Here is a 14,664-nt window from a genome sequence, read left to right as displayed (position 1 = left end):
GGCTGTCGCCCCGGAGGGAGCGCCCAGGGCGCCACCTCGCTCACCCGCACGCCCGCCGACGCCAGTGCGGACAGGAGCGCCTCCACCTGATCACGGGCCATGTCGTGGGGGACCTCGACGCGGACGGCCGGGGCGGGCGCGGGCGAGGGCTCGAGGGCGCGCGCGATGCGGTCGAGGAACTCGTCGGCATCCGTGTCGGTCGCGCCGAGTTCGCGGGCGAGCGGTCGAAGACGGGCATCGGGGATGCCGGTGACGAGCGCGTCGAGCAGGCGTTCCTGCCACGGACTCACCGCTTCGAGTGGGCGGGGGTCGTCGGCGCCGAGCTGGACGCTCGACGGTGTGCGCCAGAGCGGCGGCGAGGAGGAGGCGAGTCGCAGCATGCGGCGATTCTCGCCCGCCTCACCCGCCGGCGCGTGAGCTGTCCACAGCCCTCCGTCGAACGATGGACGACTCACCGCACGGGGAGGAGTCCCCGCGGAGCAGTCGCCCCGTGCAGATCAGACGGGTCGCGGGCCCGCGGGTCCGCCGTCGCCGGCCGCGTCCGATCCGCCGTCGCCGGGTGCGTCCGGTCCCTCGCCCTCGCGGGGGCGGGACCCGCCGTCTGCCTCTTCGTCCAGAAGTGCGGCGAGGGCATCGTCGAAGGCGTCGCGCGCGGGCGCTTCGCCCCGCGCGCGCGCCTGCAGCCGTGCGACCAGGGCGGACGGGTCGTCGATGTCCTCGGCAGTCGGCATGAGGTCGGGGTAGTCCCAGAGGCCGTCGCGCTCGGCCGGCCCGACGGCGTCGGTGACCGCGCGCCACATGGCTGCGGCCTCACGTAGACGGCGCGGCCGCAGCTCGAGTCCGACGAGCGAGGCCATGGCCTGCTCGCCCGGGCCTCCCACGGCGCGGCGGCGACGGACCACCTCGGCGATGCGGTTCGCCTCCGGCAGTCGGGTGAGGGCGTCGGCGGTGACCACGTCGACCCATCCTTCGATGGTGGCGAGGAGGTTCTCGAGGCGCGTGAGGGCGGCGACCTGCGCCTCCGACCGCTGCGGAAGAAGCGCGCCGCTCTCGATCGCCTGACGCAGCTCGTCGGGCGACGACGGGTCGAATCGAGAGGCGAGCTCCTCGAGGGCGTCGACATCGACATGCACGCCGCGGGCGAAATCGGTGATCTGGGAGATCACGTGCAGGCGGAGCCACCGTGCGTGGCGGAAGAGGCGCGCGTGGGCCAGCTCCCTGGTCGCCAGCGCGAGGGCGATCTGGTCGCCGTCGATCTCGAGGTCGCGGCTGAAGTCGGCGAAGTTCTGCGGCAGGATCGTCGCTTCTCCGTCGGGCATCAGCGGGATGCCCACATCGCCGCCCGAGACGACTTCGAGCGAGAGTCGACCGATGACCGTGCCCAGCTGGCCGGCGAACAGGGCGCCGCCGACGCGTCTCAGCAGCTTGCCCGCGCCCGCGATGGCCGAGCGCATCTCTTCGGGCGTCTGCGACTCGAGCGCGGCCATGAGGGCGTCGCTGATCGACGAGGCCACCGGTTCTGCGAGCTCCTGCCAGACGGGAAGCGTCGCCTCGACCCACTCTCCTCGGGTGATGACCCGCGGCGGAGAGGCGATGTCGCCGATGGCAGTGGCCTCGCCCAGCCACAGCGAGGCGAGGGTGAAGGCCTGATCGAAGTCCTGACGGTCGCCCGCGGTCACACCGAGTCCGTCGCGGTTCGCGGCGTGGAGGGCCTGCGTCTTCGCGGCGGACCAGTCGATGCCGTCGTCGTCTCCGGCCATCGCGCTCTGCATCTGACGCATCAGGTTCTGCATCATGGCGGGGTCCACGCCGAGCCCCGACAATTGCGCGAACTGCTGCGGATCGATCCCGCCTTCGCCGTTCAGAAGCCGGCGCAGGATCTCCGCCAGATCGTCCTCGCCGGGCCGGTCGTCATCGGTCATGTCAGGCGCCTTTCAGCAGGGGTGGGCGAACTCGTCCTACGCTAGTCGCGGGTTTCCACCGCACGGTCCGAGCGGGAGCCGTCCCGTGTACGCCGGTCGCGAACGAGCGACAGAAGAAGGTTCCTTTGTCTCTGTTCGAGAATGACGCCGTCGCCCCTCCCGTACCTCGTCGCAAGGCATCCCGCCGCGCGTCGTTGGGCGTGTGGTCGCTCGCCGTCGCTCTGGTCGCACTCCTCGTGCTGTCGTTCCTCCCCACCGCCTTCGTGATCCAGCGGCAGGGGCCGGTCGTCAACACCCTCGGGACGGCGGAGAACGCCGAGGGGGAGCAGGTCCCGCTCATCTCGATCTCGGGCGCCGACACCTACCCGGCCGAAGGATCGCTCGACCTGACGACGGTCCAGGTGAGCGGCAACCGTGAACGCACGCCGTCCTGGTTCGAGCTCGCGATGGCCTGGTTCGACTCGTCGAGCGCGGTGCTGCCGATCGACCAGATCTTCCCCGCCGGGACGACGACCGAACAGCGCAACGAGGAGAGCGCCGCTCTCATGATCGATTCGCAGAAAGAAGCGACCGCGGCAGCCCTGACCGAGCTCGGCTACGACGTCCGACCCCACGTGAGCGTGTACGACTTCAGCGAGGGTTCGCCCGCGGAGGGAGTCCTCGCGATCGAGGACGAGTTCGTGTCGGCGAACGGCGCTCCCGTCGAGACGACGCAGCAGCTGCGCGACGCGATCAACGCCGGCGGCGGCGACCCGGTCTCGCTCGTCGTCCGGCGCGACGGCGAGGAGCGCACCGTGGACGTCACGCCGACCGAGGCGGAGGCCGGTGGCCAGAAGACATGGATCATCGGTGTCTCGACGAGTCACGACTACGACTTCCCGATCGACGTGACCATCCAGCTCGACCGCATCGGGGGACCGAGCGCCGGCCAGATGTTCGCGCTCGGGATCATCGACACGCTGACCCCCGGCGAGCTCACCGGCGGCGAGCACATCGCCGGCACCGGCACGATCGACGCCGCCGGCGCGATCGGGCCGATCGGAGGCATCCGACAGAAGCTCTACGGGGCGCAGGATGCCGGTGCGTCCTTCTTCTTCGCTCCGGCGGAGAACTGCAACGAGGTCGTCGGGCACGTCCCCGACGGTCTGCAGGTCGTGTCGGTATCGACTCTCGAGGATTCGCTCGACGCCCTCGAGGCCATCTCCGCAGGGGACGGCGTAGGCGCGCTCCCGACCTGCACCGCGGGCTGAACCGGCGAGCCTTCCCCCGGGGACTGCGATTACGCCGTGAGCACAGGCGGCGCGGCGCCTCGCCCCTGAGGGCCCCGCGTAGGATGACAGAGTGACCTCGACACCGACCGCGGGCCCGGCCACGCCCTCGCCTCCGAACCCTGTCCGTCGCGCGATCGCCATCACGATCGGCGTTCTCGTCGCTCTCGTCGTGGCGTTCTTCGCCTTTGCGAGCCTGTACGCAGATTGGCAGTGGTATCGCCAACTGGGCTTCGACGGGGTGCTGACCACGCAGTGGATCGCCCGCGTCGTGATGTTCGTGGTGGGCTTCCTCGCCATGGCCGCCCCGGTGTTCGCCGCGATCCAGCTCGCCTACCGGCTCCGCCCGGTCTACGCGCGGCTGAGCTCGCAGCTCGATCACTACCAGGAGGTCGTCGAGCCCCTCCGTCGCCTCGCGATGTGGGGGATCCCGGTCTTCTTCGGCTTCTTCGCCGGTTTCGCCGCATCCGCACAGTGGGAGACCGTGTGGCTCTGGCTGAACGGCGTCGCCACGGGTCAGAACGACCCCCAGTTCGGCATGGACACCGGCTTCTACCTGTTCCAGATGCCGTTCTACAGCGCTGCCCTCGGGTTCGCCTCGGCCGTCCTCCTCATCTGCCTGCTCGTGACGGTGGTCGTCTCCTACCTCTACGGTTCGCTCCGGGTCGGCCAGCGGGAGCTTCGCATCTCGCGCTCGGCGCGCATCCAGCTCGCGATCACGGCGGGTCTGTACCTGGCCGTTCAGGCCGTCAGCCTGTGGCTCGACCGGTACAAGACGCTCACGACGCGCGGTGACCGGTTCACGGGTGCGAGCTACGTCGACGTCAACGCGATCATCCCCGGCCTCGCCATCGTCTCGATCGCCGCGGCCATCGTCGCCGCTCTCTTCTTCGTCACGGCGATCATCGGTCGCTGGCGCTTCCCGCTCATCGGTACCGCTCTCCTGATCGTGTCGTCCCTCGTGGTGGGCGTGGCCTACCCCTGGGCCGTCACGCAGTTCCAGGTCACCCCGAACCTCGAGACGTACGAGGCGCCTTACGTGGCGAAGAACCTCGAGGCGACGAAGTTCGCCTACGGCATCGACGACCTCGAGAAGACCGACTACCAGGCCGTCACGACCGCCGAGCAGGGCCAGCTCCGCGCCGACGCCGAGACCACGGCCTCCCTGCGCATCATGGACCCGGCCATCATCGGACCGACCGTCCGTCAGCTCGAGCAGTACCGCTCGTACTACCGGTTCACGAACCCCCTCGACGTCGACCGCTACGAGATCGACGGCGAGATGCAGGATGCCGTCGTGTCGGTCCGCGAGCTCAACCTCGACCAGCTCGGCACCGCGCAGTCCTGGTACAACAACACGCTCGTGTACACCCACGGCTACGGCATGGTCGCCGCCAAGGGCAACGACCGCACGGATGACGGCGACCCGGTCTTCCTCGAGCGCGGCATCCCGACGTCCGGCGACCTTACGTCGGGCAAGGAGTACGAACCCCGCATCTACTTCGGCGAGTTCTCCCCGCCCTACTCCATCGTGGGCGCACCCGAGGGCACCGATCCCGTGGAGCTCGACTACCCGCGCGGCGAGGACGGTGCCGGCCAGACCCGGAACACGTTCGAAGGTGAGGGTGGCCCCGACATCGGCAACCCGTTCAACCGCCTGATCTACGCGCTCAAGTTCCAGTCGACGGACATCCTCTTCTCGGACGGCATCAACGACCAGTCGCAGATCCTCTACGACCGCACCCCGCGCGAGCGCGTGCAGAAGGTCGCGCCGTACCTCGAGCTCGACAGCGACCCGTACCCGAGCGTCGTGGACGGCCGCGTCGTCTGGATCGTCGACGGTTACACGCTGAGCAACAACTACCCGTACTCGTCGATCGTGAGCCTGCGCGACTCGATCTCCGACACGACGAACACCTCGCCCCGCGTGGCTCTCGATGACGTGAACTACATCCGCAACTCGGTGAAGGCGACCGTCGACGCCTATGACGGGTCGGTCAAGCTCTACGCCTGGGACGACGAGGACCCGCTCCTCAAGGCCTGGCAGAAGGTGTACCCGACGGGTCTCGAGTCCATCTCCGAGATGTCGGCCGATCTGATGAGTCACGTGCGCTATCCCACCGACCTGTTCAAGGTGCAGCGCGCGATGCTCGGGACCTACCACGTCGACGACGCAGCATCCTTCATCCGCCGCGACAACGCCTGGCGCACACCGGAAGACCCGGTGTCGCAGACGAGCCTGCAGCCGCCGTACTACCTGACGATGCAGATGCCCGGCCAGGACGACCCGTCGTACTCGATGTTCACCTCCTTCATCCCGGCGTCCGAGGGTGATGGCGCGCGCAACGTGCTCATGGGCTACCTCGCCGTCGATGCGAACGCCGGCAATACGAAGGGCGAGAAGAGCGAGGGCTACGGAAAGCTCCGGATGCTGGAGATCAGCGCCGACGTGTCGGTGCCCGGTCCCGGCCAGGTGCAGAACGCGTTCAGCTCCAACGACACCGTGGCGCGAGAGGTCAACCTCCTCCGCCAGGGTCAGTCCGAGGTCCGTAACGGCAACCTGCTGACGCTCCCCGTCGGCGGCGGTCTGCTCTACGTCCAGCCGATCTTCGTCCAGGCGTCGAGTGGAACCCAGCTGCCCCAGCTGCGGAAGATCCTCGTGGCGTTCGGTGACCAGGTCGCGTTCGAGGACACCCTCCAGGAGGCGCTCGACGTCCTCTTCGGCGGCGACTCGGGAGCGACCGCGGGTGACGAGGGCACGACCCCGACGCCGGCACCGGGTGAGACTCCGGCAGCGACACCGACGCCCACTCCGACGGAGGACCCGGGCACGACGCCCACGGTTCCCGCGGGAACGCTCGAGCAGCTGCTCCAGCAGGCGCAGGAAGCCATGATGGCGCGCGACAGTGCCATGGCCGAGGGTGACTGGGCGACATACGGCGAGCAGGACAACCGCCTGACCGGCATCATCCAGCAGCTCCTCGACCTCGAGGGCCAGTAAGCGATCGGTGGTGGGCGCTCCTGGATGAGCGCCCACCACCGGATCGGCTGTCACCGCCTTCTCGGCGAAGACGCTCCGGGTGTGCGCCGAGTCGGGCAGCTGTCTTCGCGGAGACGATCGTCGCCGCTGATCGGACTCACGCCGTGAGAGCCCACCACCAGATCAGCAGCATGGTCACGATGAAGCCGGCGAACTGGTTCAGCCACAAGAACCGGTCCCAGCCCGTGGTGGCGACGGCAGAATCCGCATCCGTGACGGAGCGGTACGGCCACACCGTCAACAGGTACGGGATCGCGACGATCGCCGCGAGCGGTCCGGGCCAGGCGGTGACGAGCATCGCGGCTCCGGATGCCGCGTACGCGACGATCGCGAAACGCACCGTCCAGGCCGCGCCCCTGGCCGTCGCAATCGAAGAGATCCCCGCTTCGCGGTCGGCGACGACGTCCTGCACGGCGCCGAAGGCGTGCGAGGCCACGCCCCAGAGGGCGAACGCGAGAATCACGGCACCGAGCTGCCACGTCCAGGTGGCATCCGCCATCACGAGGCCGTAGACGGCGGGGGAGAAGAAGTGGATGCTGCTCGTCACCGAGTCGGCGAACGGGCGCTCCTTGAGTCGAAGCGGCGGCGCACTGTAGAAGACGACGGCCAGCATGCTCAGCGCGAGGACGACCCACGACAGCGGCCCCCCGACGGCCGCGAGGAAGACCAGGAACGGCACGCACAGAACAGCGGCGGCCCACAGGGTGGGCGCATGGAGGCTCTTGTCGAGGATCGCGCCGTGCGCGCCGCCCTTCCGCGGGTTCCGGAGGTCGGATTCATAGTCGAAGACGTCGTTGATCCCGTACATGGCGACGTTGTACGGGATCAGGAAGAAGATCGTCCCGATCACGAGGACGAGATCGATCTCGCGCGCCGTCAGGACATACGCGGCCGCGAACGGGTAGGCCGTGTTGATCCAGCTGACGGGCCGGGACGAGACGATGAGCTGGCGCAGAAAGCCGGTGGCGTTCACACCCGCTCCTTTCCGTTGGAGGGGAGATCGGGAGAGTGCAGGCCCGCCCAGATCAGTGCGTCGCGTGCGCGGGCTCGGGCAGTTGCCCTGTTCCGTGATCGCCGTCCAGCAGCTTCACGATGAGCTCCGCCGAGATAAGGCACATCGGCAGCCCCACGCCGGGGAGGACGGAGTGCCCCGCGTAGAAGAGGTTGTCGAGCTTCGACCGGTTTCCCGGTCGGAACATCGCCGACTGCCCCAGGGTGTGGGCGAGGCCGAGCGCGCCGCCGCGGAATGCGCCGAAATCGGCTTCGAAATCGGCGGGCGCGATGGTGCGCCGCACGCGGATGCGTTCGGCGAGGTCGCCGACACCGGTCCATGACGAGATCTGCGCGATGACGGCATCCGCGGCCGCCTCGATCACGGCATCACCGCCGCGGTCGATGCCGCCGTGGCCCAACTCGGGCGCCGCCGGCATCGGCACGAGGACGAACAGGTTCTCGTGCCCGGCGGGAGCGACGGTGTCGTCCGTCGCGCTCGGACGGCAGACGTAGATGGATGCCGGATCGGGGATCTTCGGCGCGGTGCGGCCTTCGGGCCCGAAGATCGCACCGAAGTTGGCGTTCCAGTCCTCCGTGAACAGCAGCGTGTGGTGGGCGAGCTCGGGGAGGTCTCCCTCGACGCCCAGGAGCAGCAGGAGCGCCCCGGGAGACGAGACCCGCTTGTCCCACCACTTCTCGCTCTTGGAGCGGAGCTCGGGCGGGAGGAGGGCCGTCTCGGTGTGATGCATGTCGGCTGTGGAGACGACCACGTCGGCGGTCTCGATCGTTCCGTCGGCGAGCTCGATGCCGGTGGCGTGCTTTCCCTCGGTCGCGATCCGCGCGACGCGCGCACCGGTCCTGATCACCACGCCACGGTCGACGGCGAGTCGGGCGACCGCGGCGATGAGCTGCGTGAATCCGCCCTTCGGGTAGAGCACGCCGTCATCCAGGTCGAGGTGGCTCATCAGGTGGTAGAGGCTCGGCGCGTCGAAGGGGGAGCTGCCGAGGAAGACGGCCGGGTAGCCGAGGATCTGGCGGAGCGTGGTGTCCTCGAAGCGCTTCGCGACGTGAGAGGCGAGCGATCGGGTCAGCAGCGGGGCGAGCGTCGTGAGGCGCTTGAGTACGTCGGGGTGGGTGAGCCCGGCGTACGAGACGTAGGGGTCGTAGAGGAAGCGCGAGACGGCGAGGTCGTAGACCTCCGCGGCCGAATCGAGGTAGGTCGCCAGGGCGGCGCCGGCTCCCGGCTCCCGCGATTCGAACGCGGCGACCGCCTCGGCCCGGCCGGACACGACGTCGAACGGCTCGGTCTCGCCTTCGCTGTACACGCGGTACGCGGGCTCGAGACGCACGAGGTCGAGCTGTTCGGCCGCTGTCGTCCCGAGAAGGGCGAAGAAGTGGTCGAATACTTCGGGCATGAGGTACCAGCTCGGTCCGGTGTCGAAGCGGAACCCGCCCGCCTCCCAGCTCCCGGCGCGTCCACCGACCTCGTCGAGCGCCTCGTAGATCGTCACGTCGTCACCGCGATCGGCGAGGAGAGCGGCGGTGGCGAGGCCGGTGATGCCGCCGCCGATGACAGCGATGCGTCTGCTCATGTGATTCTCCGAGAACGTCGCGCGCCGGTGACGGCGCGAAGGGCGATGGTGGCTTTGGCGGGGGCGGGCACACGGACCCGGACGTCGGTGTCGCCGGAGGCGCGAAGGCGCCGCGCGAGCGAGGCGAAGAGACCGTGCGCGGCGCCGACGGCTGCGCGGCAGTCCGCGGGCAGGAGCGGGATCGTCGCGGCGGCGGCATCCAGGTCGGCATCGATGCGGTCGAGGACGTCCCGGCGGCGCTCGGCACCGGTGACGCCGAGGTAGTCGCGTCCGAGGCGGCCGGCATCGTCCGACAGGTCGCGGAGGAAGTTGATGTCCTGGAAGGCGGCACCCAGTCGGCGGGCGCCGGTGACGAGAACCGGATCGGCCTCGATCGGGGCGCCCGAGCCGCCGGCGTTCACGAACACCTGAAGGCACATGAGACCGATCACCTCGGCCGAGCCGTAGACATAGTCGTCGTGGGAGGCCTCGTCGTGGTCGGCGCGCTCGAGATCGGTGCGCATCGACGCGAAGAAAGGCTCGACGAGGGCCGAAGAGATCCCGCATTCGCGCGCCGTGAGCGAGAACGCGTGCACGATGAGGTTGGCGCTGAACCCGCTCTTCATCGCCCCCAGGGTCTCGGCCTCGAGGTCGTCGAGAATGCGGTGCTGCCCCTCCAGCGGCACGCCGGCACTCTCGGCGGCGCCGTCGACGATCTCGTCGGCGACCCGAACGAGCGCGTAGACGTTCCGCACGTGCGAGCGGACCCTCGCGCCGAGCAGTCGCGTCGCCAGCCCGAACGAGGTCGAGTAGGCCTGGATGACGGCGGCGGCTGCCGCTGTCGCGGTCTGGTCGTACAGGGGCGTCGTCATCGCGGAATCCGCTCTTCGACCGCGGCGGTCAGCGAGGCGAGCAGGACGACGGCGTCACGGGGGAGTGTGGCATCCGCCGCGAAGGACTGGGCCGATCGGAGCGTGGTGGTGATGAGGTCGACCGCACGTTCGCGGGCACCGCTCGCGGCGAGCTCCCGCTGCGCGTCACGGATGCCGATGGGCCCCGTCATGGCCAGCGCGAGAGCAGACGCGACGCGTGGCCACGCATCCGTCTCGGCGGCGAGGGCGATGAGTGGCGTGCGCTTGGCGGCGCGGAGGTCGGCGCCCGGCTCGCGGCCTGCCTCGGCGCGTGAGCCGAACGTGCCGATCAGATCGTCGGCGAGCTGGAAGGCGATCCCGATCTCCGCTCCCGCGGCTTCGAGGGCGGCTCGCTGGTCGTCGGAGGCGCCCGCGAGAAGCGCCCCAGCTGCCAGCGGGGCTTGGAAGGAGTAATAGGCGGTCTTGTCGCGTGCCGTCCGAAGCAGCGATTCCGTCGGCGGAAGGTGCTCGCCGATCGCCTGCTCGACGTCCGCCAGCTCACCCGCTGCCGAGATGAGCAGAGCGTCGTCGAGGATGACCATGAGCGCGGCGCGTTGCGCCGCCGGCACCGGAGCTGTCGCGATCAGGCGGGTGGCCTCGAACAGGAGGAGATCGCCCGCCAGGACGGCGGCTGCACCGCCGAGGGTGCGGGCGGCGTCGTCGTCTCCGCCGAGAGCGCGGGCGCGCTGCTGGAACACGCCCACGACGTTCGGGACGCCTCGCCGCTCGACGTCGCCGTCGATGACGTCGTCGTGCACGACGAAGGCGGCGTGCAGGAGCTCGAAAGCGGCGGCGACCCGCCACAGGCCCGGGGCGTCGGAGACGGCGCCGCCGAACGCCTCGAACGCACTCGCGACGAGGGCGGGGCGGAGGCGTTTGCCGCCGACGGCGGCATCGGCAGTTGCGGCACCGAGCGCTCCGGCGGCTTCGCCGAGCGAGGCCGAGCGGCGTCGGAGGCGGCCGAGGGCGAGATCGAGCGCGTCATCGATCTCGCGGCGCGCGATGTCGGACAGCTCGATCATGTGACCTTCTGCGGTTGCAGGGCGGCGAACGCGGCGAGCTGCGGCGCCTGCAGCACGAGCCAGGGGCTGAATGCCCAGGGCGTCGCCGCGACGGACGCGGCGAGTTCGCGGGGATCGACCCATCGGGCCTCGGCGACTTCGCCCGGGTGAGGCGCGGGCTCGTCGTCCGTTCGGGCGAGGTAGACGGGGCAGATCTCGTTCTCGACGATCCCGGAGGCGTCGACGGCGCGGTAGCGGAAGTCGGGGAGGGCGAGCTCGAGGGATCGGACGGTGATGCCCAATTCGAACTCTCCTCGTCGGGTCACGGCGTCGACGCTCGCTTCGCCGGGCAGCGGGTGGCCGCAGAAGGAGTTCGTCCATACTCCGGGCCATGCCTGTTTGCCGAGCGCGCGGCGCGTGACGAGGACCTGCCCGGCCGCGTTGAAGACGTGGCACGAGAAGGCGAGGTGCAGGGGGGTGTCCGAGTCGTGGATAGTGGACTTCGGCGCGACCCCGATCTCGTTCCCGCTGTCGTCGAGGAGGACGACATACTCGGTATCCGACATTCTGGCTCCGTTATTTGCTAGATTATCTAGCGATCGTTCCCATCGTACATATCTGCCGAGGAGGTGTCCAACGTGTCGACGCCTACTCAGACCTCCCCGGAACGTGACGTTCTGGTGCGTTCCGCGCTCGAAGCGGTTCGTGCTTTCTCCGACTCTCTCGATCGAATGTACGCGGGCATGCGCGGCGACATGGACTTGAACACGACCGACCTTGCCGCCCTCCGCATGCTGATCATGCGCGAGCAGCACGGAGAGGTCGTCAAACCCCACGATCTCGCCACACACCTGGCGATCTCGACAGCCTCGACCACGAAGCTGCTCGACAGGCTCACGGTCAGCGGGCACTTGAGGCGCGAGCCGCACCCGCACGACCGGCGAGCACGCATCGTCGTCCTGACCGACCTGGCGAAGAGCGAGTTCTTCCGGCATTTCGGCACTCGGCTGCAGGCGATGCGCGCCGTCGCGGCGGAGTACAGCGACGCCGAACTGATCGCCATCGTGCGTTTTCTCGCCGACATCGAGCGTGCGATGCTCGTCTGACGCGCCGGCAGGACCGCGCCGGCGCACGGAGGAGGACCGCGGAGCACCTCCGGGCAACGAAGAAGGCGCCTCCCGGAGGAGACGCCTTCTTGTTTTTGTTGCGGGGACAGGATTTGAACCTGCGACCTCTGGGTTATGAGCCCAGCGAGCTACCGAACTGCTCCACCCCGCGGCACAAGAAGTTAGCCTAGCACGGGTTTCGGGGGAGTGCGAACCGGTGTCGAAGATCAGGACGGAAGGGCACGATCGCGGCATGATCCCGGACTCCGCATCCCCTCGCGACGACGGCAGAGATGAAACCCGCAACGAGCGCGCCGACCGCAACTGGCTCGAAGTCCTCCAGGAGCTCCGCGTCCTTCAGACAGGAACGCAGATCCTCACCGGCTTCCTCCTCGCCCTGGCCTTCCAGCCCGCCTTCTCCGACCTGGAGGAGGGGCAGCGAGGCTTCTACCTCGCCCTGATCCTGATGTCCGCGATCAGCGCAGTCGTCGCCCTGGCACCGGTGGCCGCCCACCGGCTCCTGTTCGCGCGACAGGTCAAGCCGACCGTGGTGCGGTTCGGGCACGTCAGCATGGTGTCGGCCCTGCTGTGCGTGTCGCTGCTTCTGATCGGGGTCGTCGCGTTCGTGTTCGACGTGGTGGTCGGCGGTGCGGCATTGTGGGTGGCAGGAGGGTCGCTCGCGGCTCTCCTCGCCCTCCTCTGGATCGGCGTTCCCGTGGTGATCCGTTCCCGGAAGGACCCCTCGACATGACAGGCTCCACGATCGGCCTCGCGGTCGCTCAGTTCGCCCCGGCGGCAGACGAGACCGCGAATCTGCAGACGATGACGTCCCTGGTCGAGCGAGCAGTCGACCGCGGCGCCAGCGTCGTGGCCTTCCCGGAATACAGCAGCTACTTCGTCGACCCCTTCGACACGTCGTTGGCCGATCACGCGCAGGACCTCGACGGCCCCTTCACCCGGTCGCTGACCGAGCTCGCGGCGCGCACCGGCACCCACATCGTCGCCGGGATGGTCGAAAGAGCGTCATCGGCCGAGCGCGTGCGCAACACCGTCGTCGCCGTCGGGCCGGACGGTCCGGTCGCCCATTACCGCAAGCTGCACCTGTACGACGCGTTCGGGCAGCGGGAGTCGGACTGGGTGGAAGCCGGCGAGATCGAGGAGCCCCAGACGTTCGAGGTGGGCGGAGTGCGGTTCGCGCTGATGACCTGTTACGACCTGCGCTTCCCCGAGGTCGCCCGCCTCCTCGCCGACACGGGCGCTCACGCCGTGCTCGTCGCGGCCGAGTGGGTGCGCGGACCGCTCAAGGAGCACCACTGGCGAACACTGCTGCACGCGCGCGCCATCGAGAACGTGCTCTACGTCGCAGGAGCGGATCACCCTCCTCCGCTCGGAGTGGGCACGTCGATCGTGATCGATCCTCAGGGCGTTCAGATCGCCGGCGTCGGCACGGCGACCGACGTCGCGGTCGCGCATGTCGACGTCGCCGCGGTCGGGCGGGCCCGGCGGGTCAACCCGGCGCTGGACCTCCGGCGGTTCACGGTCGCTCCGCGCCGCTGATCACGACCCGGATGCCGCGAGGCGGCGGGCCGCTTCCTCGATGACGGGCGTCCTCTTGCAGGCTGCGAACCGGATGAGCGTCGCGAATTCGGCCCGGTGCGCGGCGGACACGAACGCCGCGAGCGGAATGGCGGCGACGCCCACGCGCTCGGGGAGGAGACGGCAGAAGTCCGCGGCATCCGTCCCCGGAGCGAGGAGTGCACCCGCGTCTGCGACGGTGAAGTACGAGCCGCTCGACGTCGCCGCATCGAACCCCGCAGCGCGGAGACCGCCGATCAGCACGTCCCGCCGCCGCCGCTGCTCCACCGCGATTCCGGCGAAGTAGGTGTCCGGCAGGCGAAGGCCGACGGCGATCGCGGGCTGGAACGGGGCGCCGCTCGTATAGGTGAGGAACTGCTTCACGGCGACGACGGCGTCGATGTAGCCTGCCGGTCCGGTGATCCAGCCGACCTTCCATCCGGTCGTTCGGAAGGTCTTGCCTCCCGAGGAGATGGTGAGCGTCCGTTCCGCGGCGCCGGGGAGCGTCGACAGCGGGACGTGTTCTCCCTCGACGACGAGGTGCTCGTAGACCTCATCCGTCACGATGAGGGCGTCGTGATCGGCCGCGAGGCGGATGATCTCCCGTTTGACCTCCGCAGAGAAGACCGTGCCGGTCGGATTGTGGGGGTCGTTGACCAGGATGATCCGCGTGCGGCTGGTCACCGCACGCCGCAGGTCGTCGAGATCGGGCTCGAGGGCGGGCCAGCGCAGCGGAACCGGAACGAGCTTCGCGCCCGCGAGCGCGATGCATGCTGCGTACGCGTCGTAGTACGGCTCGAAGACGACGACCTCGTCGTCGGGACCGTCGATGAGGCCGAGCAGAGCGGCGGCGAGGGCCTCGGTCGCTCCTGCCGTGACCAGAATCTCGCGCTCCGGGTCGAGCCGGATGCCATAGAAGCGCTCCTGGTGCTCGGCGATGGCGGCGAGCAGATCGGGGGTGCCCCGGCCGGGCGGATACTGGTTGAGCCCCTCGTCGATGGCGCGCTTCGCGGCCTCGAGGATCTCGGCGGGGCCATCTTCGTCGGGGAAGCCCTGGCCGAGGTTGATCGCCCCGGCGGCTGTCGCGAGAGCCGTCATCTCGGCGAAGATCGTGGGCGCGATCGCGCCGTCGGCTGAGAGGAGGCCTGCACCGCGTGCGGTGCGCTGCCAGGCGCCGGGTATGTGCAACACGCGGCCAGAGTACCGCTGACCCGCCCGGTACCGGTCCGCACACGCATAGGGTGGTCGGAGGGCCGGCATAGCTGATCCACAGGGTG

General features: G+C 69.4%; 12 protein-coding genes and 1 tRNA gene. 5 read left to right on the top strand and 8 right to left on the bottom strand.

The window, feature by feature from the left end:
* Nucleotides 1-497: 497 nt before the first annotated feature.
* Nucleotides 498-1,922, bottom strand: coding sequence for a zinc-dependent metalloprotease (locus tag ACJJV7_RS08805; RefSeq protein ID WP_405375587.1), 1,425 nt, complete (start codon nt 1,920-1,922; stop codon nt 498-500).
* Nucleotides 1,923-2,047: 125 nt separating this feature from the next.
* Between ACJJV7_RS08805 and ACJJV7_RS08800 the strand changes: the two genes are divergently transcribed.
* Together ACJJV7_RS08800 and ACJJV7_RS08795 are read left to right on the top strand one after the other, a co-directional pair.
* Entirely contained in the window at nt 2,048-3,172 is a 1,125-nt protein-coding gene (locus tag ACJJV7_RS08800) for a PDZ domain-containing protein (protein WP_405375589.1), read from the top strand.
* A 91-nt stretch (nt 3,173-3,263) separates the two neighbouring features.
* Entirely contained in the window at nt 3,264-6,191 is a 2,928-nt protein-coding gene (locus ACJJV7_RS08795; RefSeq protein ID WP_405375591.1) for a UPF0182 family protein, read from the top strand.
* Between the two features lie 136 nt (nt 6,192-6,327).
* Here ACJJV7_RS08795 and ACJJV7_RS08790 read toward each other — a convergent pair whose 3' ends face one another.
* Genes ACJJV7_RS08790 through idi form a run of 5 tightly spaced genes read right to left on the bottom strand, consistent with a single transcriptional unit; the run spans nt 6,328 to nt 11,272 of the window.
* The gene (locus ACJJV7_RS08790; RefSeq protein ID WP_405375593.1) at nt 6,328-7,203 is read right to left on the bottom strand and encodes a prenyltransferase; all 876 of its coding nucleotides are present in this window, start codon (nt 7,201-7,203) and stop codon (nt 6,328-6,330) included.
* Between the two features lie 52 nt (nt 7,204-7,255).
* Nucleotides 7,256-8,815 (bottom strand): phytoene desaturase family protein, encoded by a 1,560-nt coding sequence (gene crtI, locus ACJJV7_RS08785; protein ID WP_405375594.1) that lies wholly within the window; start codon nt 8,813-8,815, stop codon nt 7,256-7,258.
* The gene (locus tag ACJJV7_RS08780) at nt 8,812-9,666 is read right to left on the bottom strand and encodes a phytoene/squalene synthase family protein (RefSeq protein ID WP_405375596.1); all 855 of its coding nucleotides are present in this window, start codon (nt 9,664-9,666) and stop codon (nt 8,812-8,814) included. The genes crtI and ACJJV7_RS08780 overlap by 4 nt, the downstream gene beginning before the upstream one ends.
* Nucleotides 9,663-10,727, bottom strand: a complete 1,065-nt coding sequence (locus ACJJV7_RS08775) for a polyprenyl synthetase family protein (RefSeq protein ID WP_405375598.1) — start codon at nt 10,725-10,727, stop codon at nt 9,663-9,665. Before ACJJV7_RS08775 ends, ACJJV7_RS08780 begins: the two co-directional genes overlap by 4 nt.
* A complete protein-coding gene (gene idi / locus ACJJV7_RS08770; RefSeq protein ID WP_405375600.1) occupies nt 10,724-11,272 on the bottom strand; it encodes an isopentenyl-diphosphate Delta-isomerase in 549 nt (182 codons plus the stop codon). Before idi ends, ACJJV7_RS08775 begins: the two co-directional genes overlap by 4 nt.
* 189 nt (nt 11,273-11,461) lie before the next feature.
* Here idi and ACJJV7_RS08765 point away from each other — a divergent pair, with 189 nt between their 5' ends.
* Nucleotides 11,462-11,812: a MarR family winged helix-turn-helix transcriptional regulator gene (locus tag ACJJV7_RS08765; protein ID WP_405375602.1), complete on the top strand. Its 351-nt coding sequence runs from the start codon at nt 11,462-11,464 to the stop codon at nt 11,810-11,812.
* Between the two features lie 98 nt (nt 11,813-11,910).
* Here ACJJV7_RS08765 and ACJJV7_RS08760 read toward each other — a convergent pair.
* A tRNA-Met gene (locus tag ACJJV7_RS08760) sits at nt 11,911-11,984 on the bottom strand.
* 81 nt (nt 11,985-12,065) lie between these two features.
* On the opposite strand from ACJJV7_RS08760, the gene ACJJV7_RS08755 reads away from it, so the two are divergent.
* Together ACJJV7_RS08755 and ACJJV7_RS08750 are read left to right on the top strand one after the other, a co-directional pair.
* Nucleotides 12,066-12,563, top strand: coding sequence for a DUF6328 family protein (locus ACJJV7_RS08755; protein ID WP_405375604.1), 498 nt, complete (start codon nt 12,066-12,068; stop codon nt 12,561-12,563).
* Nucleotides 12,560-13,369, top strand: a complete 810-nt coding sequence (locus ACJJV7_RS08750) for a carbon-nitrogen hydrolase family protein (protein WP_405375606.1) — start codon at nt 12,560-12,562, stop codon at nt 13,367-13,369. The genes ACJJV7_RS08755 and ACJJV7_RS08750 overlap by 4 nt, the downstream gene beginning before the upstream one ends.
* Here the strand turns inward: ACJJV7_RS08750 and ACJJV7_RS08745 are convergent, their stop codons facing one another.
* A complete protein-coding gene (locus tag ACJJV7_RS08745; protein WP_405375608.1) occupies nt 13,370-14,578 on the bottom strand; it encodes an aminotransferase class I/II-fold pyridoxal phosphate-dependent enzyme in 1,209 nt (402 codons plus the stop codon).
* Nucleotides 14,579-14,664 lie beyond the last annotated feature (86 nt).

The organism is Microbacterium sp. Ld4, from assembly GCF_045066555.1.
Taxonomy (GTDB): domain Bacteria; phylum Actinomycetota; class Actinomycetes; order Actinomycetales; family Microbacteriaceae; genus Microbacterium.
The sequence above is the reverse complement of the archived record's forward strand: the minus strand, read 5'-3'. Positions and strand labels throughout refer to the sequence as shown.